The sequence below is a fragment of the Enterococcus larvae genome (assembly GCF_017830045.1).
Lineage (GTDB): Bacteria > Bacillota > Bacilli > Lactobacillales > Enterococcaceae > Enterococcus_L > Enterococcus_L larvae.
In genome coordinates this window covers 190,696-210,590 of sequence record NZ_JAEDXU010000004.1, presented here as the reverse complement: position 1 = coordinate 210,590, position 19,895 = coordinate 190,696, and the positions used below count along the sequence as shown (strand labels likewise).

Genomic DNA, 19,895 nt, shown 5'->3' with positions numbered 1-19,895 from the left:
TTTGCCGACTCAAGAGAGTCGGCGACCTTCTTTTATGAGGAAGAGGAGCAGAAGACAATGAAGAAATGGCCAGTTTTGCTTTTTATCATGAGCCTGTACATAGTCGGACTTGGGTGCATTGCAGCACCAACATATGCAGAAGAAACCACGGGACAAGAAGAGAGCGGTGCCGGACCGCTAGGATTCAATTACAAGGTGATTCAACCGGAAAATCAGCAGAATACGCAAGTGGGTTATTTTGATTTGCGAATGGAGCCGGGGCAGAATCAAACAGTTCAAATCGAGCTTTCCAACGACAGCGATGCGGACACAGAGGTAATGGTCAGCTTGAACGGAATCAAGACAAACGGAAATGGCGTATTGGAATATGGACCAAGTGCAATCGACAACGACAAGTCCTTGAAATATGATTTTGTGGATATTGTTCAAGGACCGGAGTCAGTGATTGTACCAACTATGGGAACCGCTATAGTTGATCTTGTGATCTCAATGCCGGAAGCCAGCTATGACGGGATGATATCGGGTGGTATTCAGCTGAAGAAAAAGGTAGATGAAGAAGCACGAGAAAAAGAAACCGGTGTAATCAACGAGTACGCCTTTATGATCGGTATGGTACTGACAGAGACAGACACTGTAGTTGAGCCTGAATTGGAATTGAACAGTGTTTATGCTGGACTAAATAATTATCGAAACAGTGTCTTTGTTAATTTTTCCAACGTAGAGGCCGCTTATCTGAATGACTTGACTGTTGAAGTGCAGATCATGGGTAAAGATTCAGATACCGTCATTTATGATACCAAAAAGGCAAGTATGCGGATCGGACCGAATAACATGATCGATTTCCCTGTCAGCATGAACGGGGAAAAAATGGTGCCAGGTGATTATCGGGCGAAGATATTGGCTGTTTCCGGGGAACGAAAATGGGAGTGGGAGCAGGAGTTTACCATCTCAGACGAGGAAGCAGATAAGTACAATACACAAGACGTTGAACTAATACAAGAGCAAGGAATCAATTGGCTGTTGGTGGGGATCGTTGTCGGCGGAATGCTGCTTGTTGTATTGATCATATTCATTGTTGTGCGAATAGCAAATAAGAAGAAACATAAAAAAATTAAGAAGAAAAAAGCACCCAAGCGGAAGAAAACGCAGGAAAATTAGAGGAAGGGAAGGAAAAAAGAGGCATGAGTGTATTAGACTGGTCTTTTGTCATACTGTTGTCAGCAGCCCTTCTTTTTTTCCTTTTGGGTATACTCTTTTTCTTCAGCTTTTTGCTGGCAAGCAGAAAGTTTAAACCAGTAAAAAAGAAACGACCACCAAAAAATAAAAAGAAACGACGACAGTTTTTGCAATTGCGTAAACAATTAGATAAAAAGAGAAGGAGTCGACGTTTATGGAGCATCCTGTTTCTGCTTATCGCAGCCATGTCCTTAGGCGGCGGCTTTTATTCACGTTATTACCAGCAGAACAATTTAGGCGGAGACGATTCAGAGGCGTTGGTTCAAAGTTACTATCTACTTGAGGAAGCAGTACTGCAGATCAATAACGTTCAAGCAGGGGAGAATCCCCAGAAATCAATCAAGAACCTTCAGGAGGTAACGTCGAGATTGGCAAGTTATGGTGCCCGTAAAGCGGCAATGAGTCTGTCGACAGATGGTCAGACATTGTTGAATCGACACTTCACCATGCTAAGGGAACTAGGGGTGAATCTGAATGGTCAGACGGTTGAAAGTCTGCAGAATCAAGGAACATCTGAAGGCTATTTAGAAGATATTGAAAAGGTACGGGAAAGTCAAAGTAAGGTATTCAAACGCTTTAATGTCAATGAAGGCGCTTTGAAGAAAAAGCAATAGATGAGGCGATTTGAGGTGCTGAAAATGAATAAGAAGCAGCAGCAGTCATCCCCAAAAAGGAAGCCGAAACCATCAAAAAAACAAACGCAGAAGAAACATCAGCTTGTAGTCAAGAAAAAGAAGCGGAAACAAATCTCTGGAAGCCCTCAAGACAGACTGAAAAAAGGTGCTGTTAAACAGAACAGGAAAAAACGAAAGAAGCGATTGGTAAAAAGGAAGAAAAAAGGAATCATCAAGGAGTTGGCAATCACTCTTAGTGCAGCGGTCTTGGTTTTTCTGACAATTTTTACTTTGACTGTACGTATACCAAAGGTAGAAGGATATGCGATGATTCCAACAATCAATGATCAGGATCGTTTGTTTGTATATAAATGGGGAGAAATACGTCGGTTCAGTCTGGTTTTCTTTAAAGATCCGGCGGGAGATGAGTCGTTGATTCGGCGAGTGATCGGGCTTCCAGGCGAAGAGCTTTATTATCAAGAGGGGCGTCTATTTGTCAACGGAGAGGAAATACCGGAACGGTTTCTTTCAACGAATCTGGCGGAATTTTCAGATGAACCACTGACTGAAGATTTTTCATTGAAGGAAATTATTGAGACGGGACAGGTTCCGAAAGACTGCTACTTTGTTTTGGGAGATAATCGCTCCTATGCTACAGACAGCCGTTATTTTGGTTTTATAAAGAGAAGTGAGATCACTGGTGTTGTAAAAGCACGGATTTTTCCTATTCATGCTATGCGCCAGTTCTAGAAGAAATAGAGGAAGACAATGGTGCGAAAGAAAAAAACAATCAAAGAGAAGGCGACTAGGTCAAAAGGAAAGCAAGGGAAAAAACAAGCATTCAAAAAGAAACGACGAAAATCTCTGCAAAAAACTGGAAAAAGGAAACGAGTCACACTAAAGCAGCGAGTCCTTTCATTGAAGAAGCGCAGGACATGGGAAAAGCTGCTCTATTCTTTTCTGCAGAAGGAGATGATTGGACTTGTTCTTTTATTACTGGTTCTTGTTTTCTTTTTTCGGAGCTGTGCGCCGCATCAAATTGATGGGCAGTCAATGGCGCCAACCTTCCAATCAGGAGATCGAATTATTATAGCAAAAAATCGGAGAATCCAACGATACACTATTGTGACTTTTGAACCGGCAGGTATTCCCGGAGAGTCTTATGTTAAAAGAGTGATTGGTTTACCAGGAGATCAGATTTCAGTGGAAGGTACGGCTCTTTTTCTGCTTCCTAAAGAGAGCAGTTCGGAAGCAAAAGAGCAATTCTCTGAAGGGCTTCCTGACGGGACAATAAAAGTAACCCTATCAGAAGAGGTGGCACAGACACTTGCCCTCCATGATGAAATTCCTGACAACCAGTATTTTGTGCTGGGAGATAACCGACTGCATTCAGATGATAGTCGTGTGTTTGGATTAGTAGATGAAAAACAGATTGAAGGAGTGGTCATGTATCGCTATTATCCATTTTCAAAAATCGGATTCCTTCACTGAAAAGAGAAAGAGAGAAACTGAATGAAACACTTAATAGTATGGATCAAGCAACATTATCTGGCGATGATTCTCAGCTTCAGCATCCCTTTGCTGTTGATGGCTATTGCGTATTACTCTATAGGGATTTATCCGGGAAGCGAGCGCAGCATCCTCGCAACGGACTCTTTTGCGCAATATGCCAATTTTCACGCTAGCTTTCACAATGTATTACATGGAAAACAAAGTATTTTTTATAGCTGGTCAGGCTCGCTTGGTTTGAATTATTGGTCGTTGGCTGCGTATTATCTAAATGGCTTATTCACACCTTTAGTGGGACTGTTTGATAATTCTGTCATGCCGGACACGCTGTATTATCTGACATTGCTGAAATTTGGCGCCAGCGGCTTGTCCTTTTGGTTCTTTGCCTATCATACCTTCAACATCGATCGATGGTTGACGATTGGACTGAGCGTATCCTATGCTTTGATGTCTTATGCCGTTGGTTATTCAGAGGTGATCATGTGGCTGGATACATTTGTCTATTTGCCATTGATTGTTTGGGGGATTCATCGACTGATGGATGAGAAGAAGCCTGTTTTATTGTTTGTCAGTTACTTATTATTGTTCCTGTCGAACTTTTATATGGCTTTTATGGTCGGAGTATTCACCTTCTTATATACTCTGATCCGTACGGTTCTTGACTGGCGAAAATACAGAGGGCGATTTGCGGCTTACCTGCTGACTTCGTTTCTGGCTGGCGGCGCCTCAATGCTCACGATCCTTCCAACTGTGTTGGATTTGAGTAATAACGGGGAAAGTATGACGATCATTGACCATCTATTTACTCAGGATACCGGCGTGTGGGATATCATTGCAAAAAGTATGGTGGGTGTATATGACACTGCTAAATATGAAAGCATGCCCTTTATCTATATTGGTCTGCTGCCGTTGATCTTTTGTGTATATTACTTTTTATGCGGGAAAATTCCATGGAAAAATAAGGTCGGTTACGGCAGTTTATTAGTGTTTTTGATTGCCGGTGTTTATATCTATCCGTTGAATTTATTCTGGCATGGTATGCATGCACCGAATATGTTCTTGTTTCGTTTTAGTTTCCTGATCTCTTTTCTGACGATTTTACTGGCAGGATTTGGACTGGAAAAATTTTCAAAGGAAGAAAGCAATCGCCTGTTAAATGGTGTATTGGGGATCGGCGGTGTTTTTGTCCTATTCCTGATTCTATCCAACAAGAAACGCTATGATGTGATTTCCTTTGAATCACTAGCTGTGACGATTGGTCTGCTTTTCCTGTATTTATCCATCTGGTTGTTCTTTCAGTCCAGCTTCAAATGGAAAAAGTGGCTCCCGCTGCTTCTGGTTGTTCTGATGTCGGGCGAAGCATTATTCAATGCGAGGTCAATGGTAGTAGGGATTTTGTATGATTGGGGTTATCCAGATCGATCGTACTATACAAAATCGTATGAGGATGTTCAACAGTTGGTTGATGAGACAAATCAGGAGGACAGTTCGTTTTTCCGTTTGGAAAATCTGGATGTGGAGTCCTTGAATACAAGCTTTAATTTTGGGTATCATGGTGTGTCGATGTTTTCATCTATACGTAATCGTCACTCTTCGCAATATTTAAATGCATTGGGTTTCCGATCGCTAGGAACGAATTTAACGATCGACTATGCCAACAATACCCTGCTTGCCGATACGATTATAGGGATGAAGTACAACATATCAAAAAACGAACTGAATAAATTTGGCTATGATAAGGTTTCGGAATCCGGCGAGTATACCTTGTATGAAAATCAATATGCTCTCCCTCTGGGCATATTAACAGATGAGGAAATCTACGGAGAGGGATCAGTCAAAAATCAGACGGAGCTATTCAATCAGCTTTCCGGTATGGAGGGTGAGCTATTCAGCTTTGGCGAAGCAGCGTTGATCGATTCAGCAGACGCGATCGTAACCGAGACTGAGGAGATCATCAGTATTGGTGAACAGGAGGCAAGTCTGGCAAAGCAGGTTACGTGGCTTGTGACGATTCCAGCTAAAACACAAGCATACCTGAGTTTGGTTCCATTAGACTGGGCGAAAACACAGGGAGTGGATATTGAATGGACCGTGGAGGGAAACACTAGAAAAAATAAATTGAACAATACAGGTCAATACTACAATCTAGGCTACTATGAAGACCCGACAACGGTTAAATTGACTGCTTCTTTTTCCGGTGGAACGGAGCAAAAAGTAGAGCTGTATCGTCCGGATGCGGTATTTTTGAACACGGATCGCTTTGCTGAAGCGGTGGAGAAAATTCAGAAAAAAGGCGTAGATCTTCAAGTAGATGGTCGAAAAGCTAAGGGAACCGTAAACTTAGAGAAGGAACAGGTTTTACTGACCACTATTCCATATGATCGTGGCTGGAAAGTCCTGATAGACGGAGAAGAAGCAGACATTCAGACATTTAAGGATGCGTTTCTAACGGTGATTGTGCCTGCCGGAGAGCATGAAATAGAATTTGTTTTCCTGCCGCAAGGCTTTATGGTGGGAGCTGCTTTGTTTGTTTCCTGTATTCTTATTTTTACTGGCTATGTCCTGTGGGAACGGAAACGGAAAAAAACGCGCTATTATATAGAAGAAAAAGATCAAAGCGAGGCAAGTCTATGAAACAAATGACTCAACTAATCATACTCTGTTTCTTCCTGTTAACGAGTGTAGGCTGTCAGAAATATGATCTGATGAATGAGGAGGAACAATTCTCTACTGATGGGAGCTCCTTCAGCTTTCGACTACCCTCCGGCTGGCAGGTAGAGAAAGACTATAAGGAAGTATTCAACGAAGCCGCACTATTTGGTGCAGAGGATACGAATAGTCGATCGGTGATGTTCATACGAGCACAGAAAAGTGAGCAACTGAACGAGCAGCAGCTGGTGACACAAACAAAAACAGCGTTGAAACAATATTATTTGGTCGATGAAGTAGAGGAGGAGACGTTTCAGATAGCGAACTTTTCGGCAGTTTACTATCCGTTGAAGAGTGTCTACGATAATAGAGCTGTCTGGCTGGATAACTATTTTATAGCAACGGAGACACATGTTGTCGAGTTTCTATTCTATCGCCCTAGACAGGGAGGAACAGAAGGCCAGCAAGAAATCATTCGTCAATCCGTTGAAACCTTGAAGCAATTGGAAACAACTGCGAGCAGTGAAGAGAAGCGAGAAGAGATAACAGAGCAAAAAGTCACAACAGACATGCTCTCGATTCAGCTGACTGGCCATAAGATTCAAGGGGATAAACTGATCCTAAGGTATGTGTTGACGAATAATTCTGAAAAGCAGTTGATTCCTCTGAAGGAATGGGAAGAACTGATGGAGGTAACAGAGGCTGAAAGCTTATTGGACATTACGAAAGTAACGGATGAGTCGGATTCTGAGTTGACCTACCTGCAAGAGCGAAGCAGTCAACGTCTGCCCGCAGGAGACTCAGTAGAGACTGTAGTTGTTTATGAACTGCAGCAAGATCAGGGAGATATAACGATCCAGGCAGATGAGCAGCGAATAAACGGAGATAAGCCTGTAGTATTAAAAATCGAAAGATAGGGGTATGGAATGAAACGATGGACGATCTGGATTCACATGCTGCTGCCAATCCTTCTACTAAGTGCCTGCAGTCAATCAGCGAAATCAACAGTCGATGAACCGTTAGCTGAGAACGAAGCTGCCTTTACTTGGTGGGAAGAGCGTTCGCACGCCTTTGGCAGCTATGAATATACAATCAGTGATGAAGCAAAGGCCGTATCTGATTTAGAAGATAAATTTGCTCTTCAGCTGCTGCCCTCTTTTGACAGCTTCAGATCTTTGATCAAAACAGATTTTTTGATCGATGGGGTAACACAGGAACCGGAAGAGTTTTCCCTTTATTCCTCTGATTCAGAATTGAATTTTGCAAGTTTGATCAAATTTAAGGACCAACAGGGACAATTTCTTTCCTATGGAACAGTAACTGTCCAATACCACTATATAGAAAGAATCAAAAAGGTGAAGCTGTACAGTCAACGAATGGAAATTTACAATGCAACAGCTGATAATCGATACAATGGAAAAGATTTGACGAAAACCTTGACCTCCATCGGTGAGATACTGAAACTGAAGGACTTGGCTCAGCTGCTGAAAGAGTTTAGCGAATCAACTGCTGCCCCGGAAAAGTTGGCAGGCCAGGATATCGTGATTTATGAAGATTATCAAAAGGGCAAACAAAATCAATTATTCGGAAAATCATTTGGTGTAACCTATAATGAAAATGGTATTTTAGAAAAGATTTATGTGGTTACATATGACTATCGGATATAAATACCTGAAGAAAGCATAGCTAGTTGCTGATCCTTTAATAAAAATTTGAAGCTGAACCATTATCACTGTGATGAATGGTTCAGCTTTTTTGCTGATTTCCTTATTTCATAAAGATCAGTTGAAAAAAATCTTCTGTATAAAAGTAGAAGGATATCGAAAAGCGGCATAGTAATAGCAGTTGCTAAAGCATCTTAGCTGTGTAACTATTGGCGAATGGATTATTTAAGGAAGAGGGAGAGTATATGATAAAAAATGAATAGATTTATTGAAAATATCAATAGAAAGTATCTGAAAAATGACTGAAAACAGCATAAATCTTGACTTTCCACATTACATTTTTGATATAAAAGGACCTTTTATTGAAAAAATGCGACGATTAATACAAGAAAATGATTAAAAAAAGATAAGCAATTTATAATTTCTAAGATATTTTATAAAAAATATAGGTTTTTTGAAATTGGAAACCAGCTATGAAAACTCCTTAACAAAGGGTTTTGTCGCCGTTTTTTTTACAAAGTGTTACGAAAAATAAATCCTTGTAATGAATTGTCACGATATTTTTACCTATGAAATACGGAGGGATGATAAAGTATGGAAAGTCTCATACGAGAGATAACAAAACATTTTTATGGAGGAATCGATTAATGCGATCTATTAAAACAATTCTTGTAGGAACAATTTTAGCAGCAGGCTTTGGAATCTTTGCCGGAACAGCGGACGCACATGCAGACACTTTATATACAGTACAATCAGGAGATTCACTTTCTAAAATCTCACAACAATTCAGTGGAGATAACTCACTGATCGAAGCAATTGCTGCAGACAACAATATTGCAGATATCAACATGATTTTTGCAGGTCAACAATTAGTTGTCAAAACAGAAGACGGCACAGTCGTTGAAACGGCTGCACCAGCAGTACAAGCAGAAGCACAAACAGAAGTACAAACAACAACAGAAACAGCTGCAGCAGCAACAACAGCTGAATCCACATATACAGGAACTTCTTCTTCAGCGAAGGAATGGATTGCTCAAAAAGAATCAAGCGGTTCTTATACAGCAACGAACGGTAGATATATCGGAAGATACCAATTAGACTCTTCTTACCTGAATGGTGATTACTCAGCAGAAAACCAAGAACGTGTAGCAGACCAATATGTAACGCAACGTTACGGTTCATGGGAAGCAGCACAAGCATTCTGGTTAGCTAACGGCTGGTACTAATCAGAGAATAAGCAACAGCAAAATGAAAAAAGACAGCGAGCCGGCATTTAGAATCATTTCTAAATGCTGGCTCGTTTTTTGTATAAATGTATACGTCACTACCGTAGTATTCAATGAACACGCGAAAAAGACAAGAGCGATCAACGGATTTTGAGAACAACTTGCTGAGTTCGATTCAAATTAGTAGTGTTTATGGGAAAAACTTTATACAATAAGGAAAAGAAAGTGGGGGATGAAAAATGGATACACTCATTCATTCTATAAAAAAATATGCGTTGCTCAGAGGAATCATCTATATTCTATTAGGACTAGCAGTAGTAATCAATCCATCGGCAGTATTCAAAGTAGCAGTTTATGCAGTTTCAGGTTATCTGGCTTTTATGGGGATTCTTGATTTGCTGGATGGGATCAAAGAAAAACGCACTTCAGGTGTTTACAACAGCAGCTTTGTTCTAGGTATTTTTCTACTGATCGTTGCAGCAATTGTACTGATTTTTGCTAAAGGAATCGTCAGTATTCTACCAATATTTTTAGGCTTGTTGATTGCTGTTTTTGGTCTTTCGCGCATCGTGCAGTCATTTAATCTAAAGCAATATGTTAATGTGAACTGGACATTATTTTTCATTTATGGAGTCATTTTACTGATTGGTGGACTGCTCTTAGTATTTAATCCGTTTAGAAGTGTTCTGTTTCTTTTCCAATTATTCGGAGGGATTCTTATTTTCATGGGGATATCAGAATTTCTTACCTTTCTCCAATTACGAAAAATCGATGACTGACAGAATGAAAAAAGCCTCGGATGACCGGCAATGGTCTCCGAGGCTTTTTTGTTTTGAAAAGCTGAAAAACAATTGTACTAATGTAATAAACTGTTATATAAAAGCTTTGCAAAGCTATGAATAATAATGGTTTGTAGGCATAAAAAGTGTGATTTAATATTGCCGATGATATAATGAATCCGTTGTTTTATGAGCCGCTGATAAGGCTGAAAGAAATGGAGGAAAGCTATGTATTATGTACTGCTTGAATCAAGAGATATAAGAGAAAATTTAGCTGCGGAGCAGTATATATTGAATCAATTGAGTTTTGATGAGCCTTTGGTGCTTTTTTATATTCAAAAACCTTGTGTGATCATAGGTCGGAATCAGAATGCTTATGCTGAAATCAATATGACATATGCGAAAGAGAAGCATATCACTATCACAAGAAGGCAATCAGGCGGTGGTGCAGTCTATGACGACTTAGGAAATGTCAGCTTCAGCTTTGTGATGGAGGCTGCGAATAGAAGTTTTGGAGATTTTAGAACATTGACTCAGCCGATCCTGACAGCTTTGCATCGAATGGGTGCTGTGGGAGCCGAGATGAATGGTCGGAATGATCTGTACTTAGATGGGCAAAAATTTTCCGGTAATGCCATGTACAAAAAGGGCAAGAAAATGTATATGCATGGCACCTTGATGTTCGATGTTGATTTAGAAGAAATGTCGAAAGTATTAAATGTATCAAAGATAAAAATCGAATCAAAAGGAACGAAGTCGGTCAGAAGTCATGTGACAAATTTGAAGCCGTATCTTAGCAGGAAGTATCAGGATATATCAATCGAGGATTTTCGAGACCAGCTGTTGCTGCAGCTATTTGAAGCTTCTGATTTAGAAGAGATTCGAGGGAAAAGGTATGAACTGACGACCGCTGACTATAGAGAAATAGCGAAGTTGGTCAAAGAAATTTATGGAAATAAAGAGTGGATTTATGGGGAGGCCCCGGAATTTACGATCCATAGAGAAAGAAAATTTGGCGGTGGTCTTGTTGAGGTTGGACTATCAATTGAAAAGGGAAGAATCCATCAGATAAAAATCTACGGAGATTACTTCAGCCAAAAGGATACAAAGGAGATCGAAGCGTTGTTGACGGGGTGTGTATACGATCAGCCGGCGATTAAAGAAGCCTTGGCTGCGATTAACTTTGATGAGTATTTCACTAATATTTCCAGAGAGGAGTTTATCTGTCTGCTGACGGATAGATAGAGGCTGACTGATGATTGTTTTTGATAAGGTAAGCAAATATTACGACTACAAAGGAACTAGAAAATACGCATTAAAGGAGCTAAGTGTATCAATTCCTTCAAAGGAAATTTTTGGTGTGATTGGAGAAAGCGGCTCTGGGAAATCGACTCTGCTAAAGTTGTTGAGTACTTTGGAGAAACCGGATGCCGGAAAGATTCAGATCAGCGGACGGGATATTTTATCTGGTTCCAAAGAAGAACTGCAGTGTAAACGGCGCACAGTGGGGATGATCTTTCAGCATTTCAATTTGTTGTACAATCGAACAGCATTGGAAAATGTTGCTCTTCCCCTAAAGCTAGCAGGAGTAAAAAGTCAGGAGAAAGCAAAGGAAGTACTGCGTTTTGTGCGGTTGGAGGAGAAGACGGATCATTACCCGAAACAGCTGAGTGGCGGTGAAAAGCAGCGGGTTGCTATTGCTCGTGCGTTGGTAAATGATCCGACATTGCTTTTGTGTGATGAGCCGACTTCAGCTTTGGATGGTCAAAATGCCTATGAGGTGATGGAACTGCTGCGGCAAATCAATCAGGAGCTGGGGACGACGATTATTCTCGTCAGTCACGAATTAGAACTAATCAAGCAGCTCTGCACTCAGGCCGCAATTTTGGAGAATGGCAACCTATTGGAAACTGTTTCTTTATCCCCCTTGCCTAAAGAAGAGAACTTTCCTTCTTATTATGAGCGAATAAAGGAGCGGTTGAAATGAATGATTACCTGGCGCAGCTTTCCTATTATCTGCCTGAGTTGCTGAAATCATTGGTAGAAACTGGAGAAATGCTGCTTTATTCCGTTTTTTCAGCGTTGCTGATTGGGTTGCCGTTAGGCACATTTTTGTATCTTGTGAGGCGAAAAAAGAATATCTCTTCTAAGGTGATGATGACGCTATTGAATCGGTTGGTAGATGTGATACGCTCTTTCCCGTTTTTGCTGCTGGTGATTGCGTTGATTCCTTTGACAAGAGCGGTGTTGGGCACTGCTTTTGGAACAAGAGCTGCCGCCTTTCCTCTGGGTTTTGTTGCAGCTGCACTTTATGCAAGATTGGTCGAGCAGGTATTGCTGGATGTTCCGGAAGAGGTAACTGATTTAGCGAATGCACTGGGAGCCGATCGGCGTCAGCTCGTGATTCAGTTTCTTTACGTAGAAGCAAGAGCCGGTCTGGTTTTAACGCTGACTTCAGTTGTTGTCAGTATGGTCTCTTATTCCACTGTTATGGGTGTTGTAGGCGGTGGCGGGATTGGAGATTTTGCTATGCGTTATGGGTACCAAAGATATGAGTATGGATTGATGTATACAGCTATTTTTATCATGATCATAGTGGTGAGTGTTATCCAGATCGGCGGCAGTCGACTGGCAAAATATTTAGACAAAAAGCATTAGGAGGAAGAGAAATGAAGAAGTATACAGGAATAATTTTAACTATAGGGCTGATTCTATTTATTTTTGCAGGCTGCAGCAGTGAAGAGAAGGCGGATGGAAAGAATAAAGTAGACGAAAATAACGTGATAAAAGTAGCATCGCATATGCCCCCGATGACAGATGTAGTGGCAATCGCTGGTGAAGTAATCAAGGAAGACGGGTATGAAATTGAGCTGGTTCAGGTAAATGATAATATTCAATACAACGAGCTACTTAACAATAAAGAAGTGGATGCAAATTTTGCGCAGCATGAACCATTCATGGAGAAATTCAACAGTGAGAAAAAGGCTGATTTAGTCATGGTACAGAAAATATATAATGCTAAAGTTGGTTTTTATTCAAGAGAATACACAGATGTTGAGCAGATACCTGACGGAGCAAAGGTTGCACTTCCAAGTGATGTTTCGAATGAAGGGCGTGCGTTGGCAATCTTGGCAGATCAAGGACTGATTGAGATGAAGGCGGGTGTAGGCTTTGATGGAACAATCAAAGATATCACTGAAAATCCTAAAAATCTGGAATGGCTGTCTGTAGATTTATTGAATCTTGCCGAAGCATACAATGAGAAAGACGTTGCTCTTGTCTATAACTATCCTACGTATATTGCTAAAATCGGTTTGACACCGGATGATGCATTGTTCTTGGAAAAAAATATTGATGATCGTTTTGCAATTAGTCTAGTTGCCCGTAAAGATAATCAGGATTCTGATAAAATAAAAGCCTTGAAAAAGGCCATGACAAGTGAACGGGTTCGTGCGTTTTTGGTAGAGGATCATAGCGATACCTTGCTGCCCGCTTTTTAGTGGTATTGTAAATTTTCTGAGCTTTCCGGCGTTCGTTGTCAATTGCTGTTTTTTTGAATAAAGTGGAAGCGTGAGACTATTTTTTCTCACGCTTTTTTCACTATTTGTTTGTAGGAGGAGCTGTTGACGAACGGAAAAGAGTTGTATAGTATTCTTTTAGCGTGTTTTTTTGTTCTCGTCCTTTTCGAAAAATGCAGATTAATTGTTATTTTTTTTACGCAGAAATGGTTATTCAATACCACTATAGCAAGGATGATCTGGCAATTGCATGAGAAAAAAGGATATTTATTTGTTTGTCTTCAAAATTTTAGCGATTTTATAAATTTTTGAGAAGAAAACGGTCATATTTTCTGGTATAATGGTAACGAGTGTCCTGGGGGATATTGGTTATCAGTAATTAGTGGATACATAAGATAGATAAGTGTGTAGACAAACAAGAGAACGTTTATGTGCTGAAAGGAAGAAAAACATGAAAAGGAAAAAAAGTCTAAAAAGAATATGTCTTGCCAGTGCCGGACTTTTGACTGCTTCAACGGCTTCCGCTTTTACAGAAAGTACGATTATTTCTGCACAGAATAAAACTGAAGATTCCGTGATTGAAAGTACCGAACAGAATCAGGAAGTTGTATTAGAGACGGAAGTAACAACAGAGTATGGAGATTTTGAAGCAAGCCCTTCTTCTGAAACGGCAGCAACAGAAACAGCCGATGTGGAAGAGCCTATTGTTGATGAATCAACAGAAGAAAGCAGTTCAGAAGAAAGTAGTACTGAGGCGAGCAGCGAAGAAAACAGTTCAGATACAACGGAAGAGTCGACTTCTGAAACAGAGGAGAGCACAACAGACAGCAGTACGTCAACCTCTACATCAGAGAGTTCGTCGTCTTCATCAACGAGCAGCAGTTCAGGAACTTCTACAAGCTCCAGCAGCTCAACTAGTTCAAGTACATCAAGCAGCTCAAGTACGACAACAAGCTCAAGCAAACCGAACAAACCAAATAAGCCGAGCAAGCCAAATAAACCGAATAAACCAAGTGTCTCTAACAATAATCAGCAAGGCAGTACGATAACTGGAAATAACTCATCTGCCGGTATTGTTGGGCCTACACAGGTAGCGACAGAGTACAACCAAACTTCAAGTACTGCAAGCACGGGTCAGTATGGTATTTCCACAGCGGTATACTATATTCCTAGGAATCTGACAACACAGGCATTTATTGATGAGATTGGTGATGACGCACGCGAAATCGCCGGTAAAAACAATCTTTATGCTTCTGTAATGATTGCTCAGGCGATCCTTGAGAGTGGTTCAGGCAACAGTGCGTTGGCTTCGGCACCAAACTATAATCTATTTGGTATCAAGGGCAGCTATGAAGGAGCAAGTGTTAATTTCCTGACACAGGAAGACACGGGCGGCGGAGACATGATCAGTATTCGTGCCAGCTTCAGAAAATATCCGTCTTATAAAGAGTCTTTGACAGATTATATGAAATTACTGAGTGGCGGTATCAGTGGAAACGATAGTTTCTATAACGGCACTTGGAAGAATAAGACAGATGAATATAAAGACGCTACTAAGTTCTTGACAGGGCGTTATGCGACAGATACCAGCTATGCATCTAAGTTGAATAGTTTGATTGAAGCTTATGAGCTGACGCAATATGATGAGCTGACAGAAGGAAGCGAAACATTTGCCAGCATGGATAAAGATGTTAGACAAAAGAGTGCTAAAACTGACTTATCCAAAGATGGAAACGATGAAAAATCAGAAGAAAAACTGAATATTATTTATCATATTGTTAAGAAGGGCGATTCATTAAAAACAATCAGTGAGCTCTACAATATTCCGGTTTCTGCTATTTTAGAGCGAAATCAGTTTGAGCGGCGCATGATTTTTGTGGGTCAGAAGCTAGTTATTCCTACTACTGAGATAGAGGAAGAGACAACTGTTGTCAAAACAGAAGAGATCGTTGATCGCTCTCTGCGGAGTGTGCAGCGAGTAATCAATTCACTACGTGGCGAACAAAGCAATGAGAAATCCTCTTATAATCTAACTGCATCGAAGCAAAAGAGCTCCAGTGTATATGAAGTGCAGTCAGGCGATACCTTGGCGAAAATTTCCAAGAAAACAGGGATTTCAGTTCTGTCACTGAAGGAATGGAATAATTTGGATCAGTACTTCTTGACTGAAGGTCAGGAATTGGTCTTAACTCCGCCGTATACGACCTCTCTTTAAAGAACATGTAATCGAAAAAAGAAGGGCGGGACAGAAGTTGCTTCTGTCCCGCTGTTTATTTTGTGAAGCAATAGTTTTTATGATCTGTATAGTGAGAGGAACATCTTACTTTGGATTACTATGGAATCAACTGATTACAAAAATTAACGAATGCGGTTTCTTGATGAAAAATTCAATTTCATGGAAACGATCACTTTTCCAGCGGTATTCTTTTACTGGAATGAGTATGGACTATATAATGTAGGTGGCGGATAAATGAAGAAAAAGTTTGTGATACTACTCTGCATACTGTGTGTGTTGGGCATTGGTCTTTTTTCTGTAACAGCATTTAGAAAGAAACAGCCGGCTCGAGAGATCAAAGCAGCAGAGGCGTTGTTTCAAAAGGAAAAAATGAACTTTTGGATCATGACAGATCCTCATTATATTGATGAAGCACTCTATGATGATGGAACAGCGTTTGACTACATCAAAACGACAGCAGCGGGGAAAGACCTGACCTATCAGAAGGAAAGCCTGCAGGCTCTGGTTGCGGAAGTGCTTAAGGAAAAGCCGGATGGACTGATCGTTACGGGAGATATTACACTGAACGGTGAATTCATCAGCGGAGAAAAGTTTGCGGAGCTGCTTGCTCCGATAAAAAACGCTGGGATCGGAATTTTTGTTATTCCGGGAAATCATGATATCCATGATGGCTGGGCCAGAAAGTTCACAGGAGATAGTCAAGAAAGAACACCTCAGATATCATCATCAGAGTTTAAAGAAATGTTCTCTGACTATGGTTATGCACAAGCAATCAGCCAAGATGAAAACTCATTAAGCTACTTGGTTTCAGTAAATGAACGATATGATTTCATTTTTCTGGATACAAATATTTACACGCTGGAACCGTCCACACGTAATCCGACGACTGCAGGTCGAGTAGATGAAAAAATGAAGCAATGGTTGACGGAACAGCTTGAGCTTGGTGAGGAAAGCGGAAAGCAGACATTTGTTTTCATGCATCATAATCTGTTCTCGCATAATGAGCTTGTCAATAAGGGCTATGTACTGAACAATGCAGAAGAGATACGCACTCTTTTGAAAAAGTATAAGGTTCCTGTGTGTTTTTCCGGTCATATCCATGCGCAGGATATCCTGACAGATGAAGAAACGAATATCACGGAAATCGTGACTGCCTCTTATGCAATTACACCGAATCCAATTGGTTCGATCGAATTGGATAATCAGACAATAAAGTACACAAGAAGAGCAATTGATGTGGCTCAGTGGGCTAAAAGCAATCAAGTAGATAATGAGGACTTGCTGAAATATGATGAGTACCTAAAGGACTTATTCTTAAAGGAAAGTCGCAGTTTAGGTTATCGCTATTTACTGCAGGCCGGTTATACGGATGATGCATCGCTTGACTTGGCGGCTGAATTGGTAGGGGAGTTGAACTTACGATTTTTTACCGGGGAGGATTTTATTTCGGATAAGGAAGCGGAATCGATTCGAGAATCTGAGGCATATCAAATTATTTCAAATGAGTCCTCTGAGTTGAAAGACTATCTTGAATCCATCTTACAGGACAAGAATGAAAATGATATTTTGTTCGAACGATCGTTACCTTAGAAGAGGATGTTTATCCTTGCCTGATTGACCAATAAAGCCTCCTGTCGAAGTGATAAAAAATGATAAATCATAAAAATATTATAGAAAGATACGACCAATAAGCGACTTATCTCTATAATTTATATAAAACTACAAAAAATTGATGAATGGCACGATTGAAGTGAAAAGGAGGATAGGATAAAATAGATGTGTAGCGATTTTTTAATATAAACTAGGAAGGCTGTGAATACATGTTCTCTTTTTTAAAAAAAGGCAAAAATAAATCTAAAAAAGATTATGATGATTACGAAGATGAGTACTACGATGATGACGAGTACGATGACGATGATGATTATGATGATGAAGACTACGACGACGATGATTATGATGATGATGATTACGACGACGAAGATGACGACGACGATGATTATGATGATGATGATTACGACGACGAAGATGACGACGACGATGATTATGATGATGATGATGATTACGACGACGAAGATGACGACGAAGATGATGATTACGACGATGAAGATGATGACGAAGACGACGATGATGATTTCGATGAAGCACCAAAACGCTTCCCATTCAAAAAGAAAGAGAAATCAACACCGCCTGCACCTAAGAAGAAACGTCCAGTACGCGTAGAAAACGAAGAAATGGATGAGCTTCAGGAAGAAAATGAATTATTGCAGGAAGAACTGCGTCAGCTGAAAGCCGAACTACGTAAAAGTCAACGCGCAACTGCTAAGATCGAGGCAGAAGCCGCTGAGCTGAAAGCAGAAAATGATTCATTAGAGAACGAGCTGGCGACTGTCCAAGCTGTTCCAAAGGATTACGAGGCTCGTTTTGTTGAGCTGCAGCAGCTGCAGCGTCAATACGATGAACTATCAAGAGATCATACCCGTCAAACGGATGAACTTGATTTAAATCGTAAGAAAGCAGAGCGTTTCTCTCAGAAGATTCGTCAGTATGAACAAGAATTGCTTTCTAAACAAGATGAGATCGATAAACTGTCTGAGGATCGCATCGTTATTATGTCTAGTGATCCGGTAACGACAGATACCGCTACGTATGAAGAACTGTCTCGGGTACGTCAAGAGCTAGAGTCAGCGAGACGACGTTTGGCTCAACAAGAGCTTTCACATGAGACGAAGCTTTCGAAAGAAGATATTGGTGAAGTATTACTGGAAGCGAAGCGTCAGGCGAAAGAGATTATCAATCAAGCGAATCATCGTGCACAGCTAGTTAATGAAGAAGTTCAAAGAAAAGCTGTGATTTTGAAGCGTCTTGAAAGAGCCGAAAAAGAATATACGAATTACTATAACCGCATCAAGAACGTGAAAGAAGAGTCAGAATTGGCGTTCAATCAAATCATTGAATTAGTCAAAGACGACCAAATGGATATCTAAAAAGGAGGAGAAATTCCGTGAATGAGGCATTTGATGTTTTTTTCCACCAAAGAGCAATTCCCGATCATTTTGGAACGACCATAGTTGAACAAGAGTCTGTGGAAGAGCTTGCAGTTGAATGTGAAGCTATCTATAGCCGAGTAACTGGAAAAGATTTGTCTTTAACAGAAGGTGATGATCTGTTGAAGCAGCTGCAGCATTCACAGAATTATCACCACCATCTTGAAATTCAGTTTTTTCAAGTACAATTGGATGAAGAAGCATTATTAGATGAACTGAAGGAGCTTTTCCCTCAGTTTGTCTGGGTAAAAATGGCTGAAGAAATTGAAGATGAATTCAGTACGTATGCCTGCGAGTTCATTCCATTAGCTTTTCGTGCTGAAACTGAAGCTGAACAGCAGCCAATCGTGTTCAACTTGAAAGCGAGCCTTCAACAAATGAATGGTGAGCTTAAACAGTCTATCAGTGAGCAAGTAGAAAATCATCTTCATAAGATTCTAAGTGACGAAGAAGATACCAGTTTTAGTGTCGGTGAGCTTTCTTTTCCAGTAGACGTAACAGTCGCTCCGCCCTCTGTTCCTGAGGTTGTGGAAGAGCCTGTGAGCCGTGAGGTAAGTAAGAAGACTAAAGCTGCTAAGCCTTCACGCAGAACACCCAAAGTTCAGGAAGTCAGTGAACATCCTGTCGTTCGTTCGGAAGAAAATGAAGTGGTTTTCCTCAAAGAAAGCTTGAAGCGAGAAAAAGCGTCAAAGGAACGTGTGCGGGTAGCAAAAGAAAAATTGGAACAAGAGCTGCTCGCTATAGAAAATAATCTGCTGGTCAGTGGATTAAAGAGATTCAAGAAAAATAGAAAGATAAAGGTAGACGAGGAAGACTGGTATAAGCCGGTAAAAATCGATCTGATTCATTATGATGATTTATACAAAAAGGCGAAATTTATCGAGCAATCATGGAAACTAAATAAGGAATTGGTAACAATCACTGAGAAGATGACTGTCACCAATAACGAGTTGACATATGAACGAGAACGAGTTGAGCGAATCAAGAACAGCGTATCTGAAATGGATCTTCAGTCAATGATGGAGCAATGTCATTTGATTAATAATAGAGTGAGGATCAACCGAGGATTTTTCTTCCTGATCAAGCCTCATGTCAAGCTTTACCAAATTGACTATGAGCAGTTGGAAAGAATCAGTGCATTCTTTGATATCATTCAAACAGAGAATCGCTTACTGGAACAAATCATACTTAAATCTTAAAAAGTAAAGTGCAGTTGAGAGAACAGATACTCAACAGGTACTTCAGAATTCTCTTATGGAAAAGCTGAGACGATATTTTGTCTCAGCTTTTTCTGTTTATAAAGAATAGAAGAGTCTAACAGCCGGCATACCAGGTATATTGTTTGCCTGATATATTTCACAGCTGCAATCGATCGGGAGGTTTATCGCCATCCGGTCTTTTTTGTTGTGTCCGAAGATGG

General features: G+C 40.5%; 17 protein-coding genes. All 17 read left to right on the top strand.

All coding sequences use genetic code 11. The features are described 5' to 3' along the window. Positions 1-57: 57 nt before the first annotated feature. Positions 58-1,158, top strand: coding sequence for a WxLIP family cell surface protein (locus I6N96_RS09520; RefSeq protein ID WP_209557342.1), 1,101 nt, complete (start codon positions 58-60; stop codon positions 1,156-1,158). Positions 1,159-1,181: 23 nt separating this feature from the next. Beyond that, positions 1,182-1,850: a hypothetical protein gene (locus I6N96_RS09515; RefSeq protein ID WP_209557341.1), complete on the top strand. Its 669-nt coding sequence runs from the start codon at positions 1,182-1,184 to the stop codon at positions 1,848-1,850. A 24-nt stretch (positions 1,851-1,874) separates the two neighbouring features. Next, complete coding sequence (lepB, locus tag I6N96_RS09510) at positions 1,875-2,600, top strand: signal peptidase I (RefSeq protein ID WP_209557340.1); 726 nt, start codon at positions 1,875-1,877, stop codon at positions 2,598-2,600. Positions 2,601-2,618: 18 nt separating this feature from the next. Next, on the top strand, positions 2,619-3,341 hold the full coding sequence (gene lepB, locus I6N96_RS09505; protein ID WP_209557339.1) for a signal peptidase I: 723 nt from the start codon (positions 2,619-2,621) through the stop codon (positions 3,339-3,341). A 21-nt stretch (positions 3,342-3,362) separates the two neighbouring features. Continuing rightward, a complete protein-coding gene (locus I6N96_RS09500; protein ID WP_209557338.1) occupies positions 3,363-5,993 on the top strand; it encodes a YfhO family protein in 2,631 nt (876 codons plus the stop codon). After that, entirely contained in the window at positions 5,990-6,925 is a 936-nt protein-coding gene (locus I6N96_RS09495; protein WP_209557337.1) for a DUF5067 domain-containing protein, read from the top strand. Before I6N96_RS09500 ends, I6N96_RS09495 begins: the two co-directional genes overlap by 4 nt. A gap of 9 nt (positions 6,926-6,934) precedes the next feature. Further along, positions 6,935-7,675, top strand: a complete 741-nt coding sequence (locus tag I6N96_RS09490) for a hypothetical protein (protein WP_209557336.1) — start codon at positions 6,935-6,937, stop codon at positions 7,673-7,675. A 644-nt stretch (positions 7,676-8,319) separates the two neighbouring features. Continuing rightward, a complete protein-coding gene (gene apf / locus I6N96_RS09485) occupies positions 8,320-8,898 on the top strand; it encodes an aggregation-promoting factor (protein ID WP_209557335.1) in 579 nt (192 codons plus the stop codon). Positions 8,899-9,137: 239 nt separating this feature from the next. Beyond that, a complete protein-coding gene (locus tag I6N96_RS09480) occupies positions 9,138-9,677 on the top strand; it encodes an HdeD family acid-resistance protein (RefSeq protein ID WP_209557334.1) in 540 nt (179 codons plus the stop codon). A gap of 228 nt (positions 9,678-9,905) precedes the next feature. Further along, positions 9,906-10,922 (top strand): lipoate--protein ligase, encoded by a 1,017-nt coding sequence (lplA, locus tag I6N96_RS09475; protein WP_209557333.1) that lies wholly within the window; start codon positions 9,906-9,908, stop codon positions 10,920-10,922. A 10-nt stretch (positions 10,923-10,932) separates the two neighbouring features. Beyond that, positions 10,933-11,664 (top strand): methionine ABC transporter ATP-binding protein, encoded by a 732-nt coding sequence (locus I6N96_RS09470; RefSeq protein WP_209557332.1) that lies wholly within the window; start codon positions 10,933-10,935, stop codon positions 11,662-11,664. Next, a complete protein-coding gene (locus I6N96_RS09465) occupies positions 11,661-12,335 on the top strand; it encodes a methionine ABC transporter permease (RefSeq protein ID WP_209557331.1) in 675 nt (224 codons plus the stop codon). The genes I6N96_RS09470 and I6N96_RS09465 overlap by 4 nt, the downstream gene beginning before the upstream one ends. 11 nt (positions 12,336-12,346) lie before the next feature. Continuing rightward, the gene (locus I6N96_RS09460; protein WP_209557330.1) at positions 12,347-13,177 is read left to right on the top strand and encodes a MetQ/NlpA family ABC transporter substrate-binding protein; all 831 of its coding nucleotides are present in this window, start codon (positions 12,347-12,349) and stop codon (positions 13,175-13,177) included. 469 nt (positions 13,178-13,646) lie between these two features. Next, positions 13,647-15,410 (top strand): glucosaminidase domain-containing protein, encoded by a 1,764-nt coding sequence (locus tag I6N96_RS09455; protein ID WP_209557329.1) that lies wholly within the window; start codon positions 13,647-13,649, stop codon positions 15,408-15,410. A gap of 255 nt (positions 15,411-15,665) precedes the next feature. Then, entirely contained in the window at positions 15,666-17,021 is a 1,356-nt protein-coding gene (locus tag I6N96_RS09450; RefSeq protein ID WP_209557328.1) for a metallophosphoesterase, read from the top strand. Between the two features lie 230 nt (positions 17,022-17,251). Beyond that, entirely contained in the window at positions 17,252-18,415 is a 1,164-nt protein-coding gene (locus I6N96_RS09445) for a coiled-coil domain-containing protein (RefSeq protein ID WP_209557327.1), read from the top strand. Positions 18,416-18,432: 17 nt separating this feature from the next. Continuing rightward, positions 18,433-19,674, top strand: a complete 1,242-nt coding sequence (locus tag I6N96_RS09440) for a hypothetical protein (protein ID WP_209557326.1) — start codon at positions 18,433-18,435, stop codon at positions 19,672-19,674. Positions 19,675-19,895 lie beyond the last annotated feature (221 nt).

Excerpts from the sequence above, each read along its gene's own strand:
- I6N96_RS09520 (WP_209557342.1), top strand. The coding sequence starts at position 58 with ATGAAGAAATGGCCAGTTTTGCTTTTTATCATGAGCCTGTACATAGTC.
- I6N96_RS09515 (WP_209557341.1), top strand. The coding sequence starts at position 1,182 with ATGAGTGTATTAGACTGGTCTTTTGTCATACTGTTGTCAGCAGCCCTT.
- lepB (WP_209557340.1), top strand. The coding sequence starts at position 1,875 with ATGAATAAGAAGCAGCAGCAGTCATCCCCAAAAAGGAAGCCGAAACCA.
- lepB (WP_209557339.1), top strand. The coding sequence starts at position 2,619 with ATGGTGCGAAAGAAAAAAACAATCAAAGAGAAGGCGACTAGGTCAAAA.
- I6N96_RS09500 (WP_209557338.1), top strand. The coding sequence starts at position 3,363 with ATGAAACACTTAATAGTATGGATCAAGCAACATTATCTGGCGATGATT.
- I6N96_RS09495 (WP_209557337.1), top strand. The coding sequence starts at position 5,990 with ATGAAACAAATGACTCAACTAATCATACTCTGTTTCTTCCTGTTAACG.
- I6N96_RS09490 (WP_209557336.1), top strand. The coding sequence starts at position 6,935 with ATGAAACGATGGACGATCTGGATTCACATGCTGCTGCCAATCCTTCTA.
- apf (WP_209557335.1), top strand. The coding sequence starts at position 8,320 with ATGCGATCTATTAAAACAATTCTTGTAGGAACAATTTTAGCAGCAGGC.
- I6N96_RS09480 (WP_209557334.1), top strand. The coding sequence starts at position 9,138 with ATGGATACACTCATTCATTCTATAAAAAAATATGCGTTGCTCAGAGGA.
- lplA (WP_209557333.1), top strand. The coding sequence starts at position 9,906 with ATGTATTATGTACTGCTTGAATCAAGAGATATAAGAGAAAATTTAGCT.
- I6N96_RS09470 (WP_209557332.1), top strand. The coding sequence starts at position 10,933 with ATGATTGTTTTTGATAAGGTAAGCAAATATTACGACTACAAAGGAACT.
- I6N96_RS09465 (WP_209557331.1), top strand. The coding sequence starts at position 11,661 with ATGAATGATTACCTGGCGCAGCTTTCCTATTATCTGCCTGAGTTGCTG.
- I6N96_RS09460 (WP_209557330.1), top strand. The coding sequence starts at position 12,347 with ATGAAGAAGTATACAGGAATAATTTTAACTATAGGGCTGATTCTATTT.
- I6N96_RS09455 (WP_209557329.1), top strand. The coding sequence starts at position 13,647 with ATGAAAAGGAAAAAAAGTCTAAAAAGAATATGTCTTGCCAGTGCCGGA.
- I6N96_RS09450 (WP_209557328.1), top strand. The coding sequence starts at position 15,666 with ATGAAGAAAAAGTTTGTGATACTACTCTGCATACTGTGTGTGTTGGGC.
- I6N96_RS09445 (WP_209557327.1), top strand. The coding sequence starts at position 17,252 with ATGTTCTCTTTTTTAAAAAAAGGCAAAAATAAATCTAAAAAAGATTAT.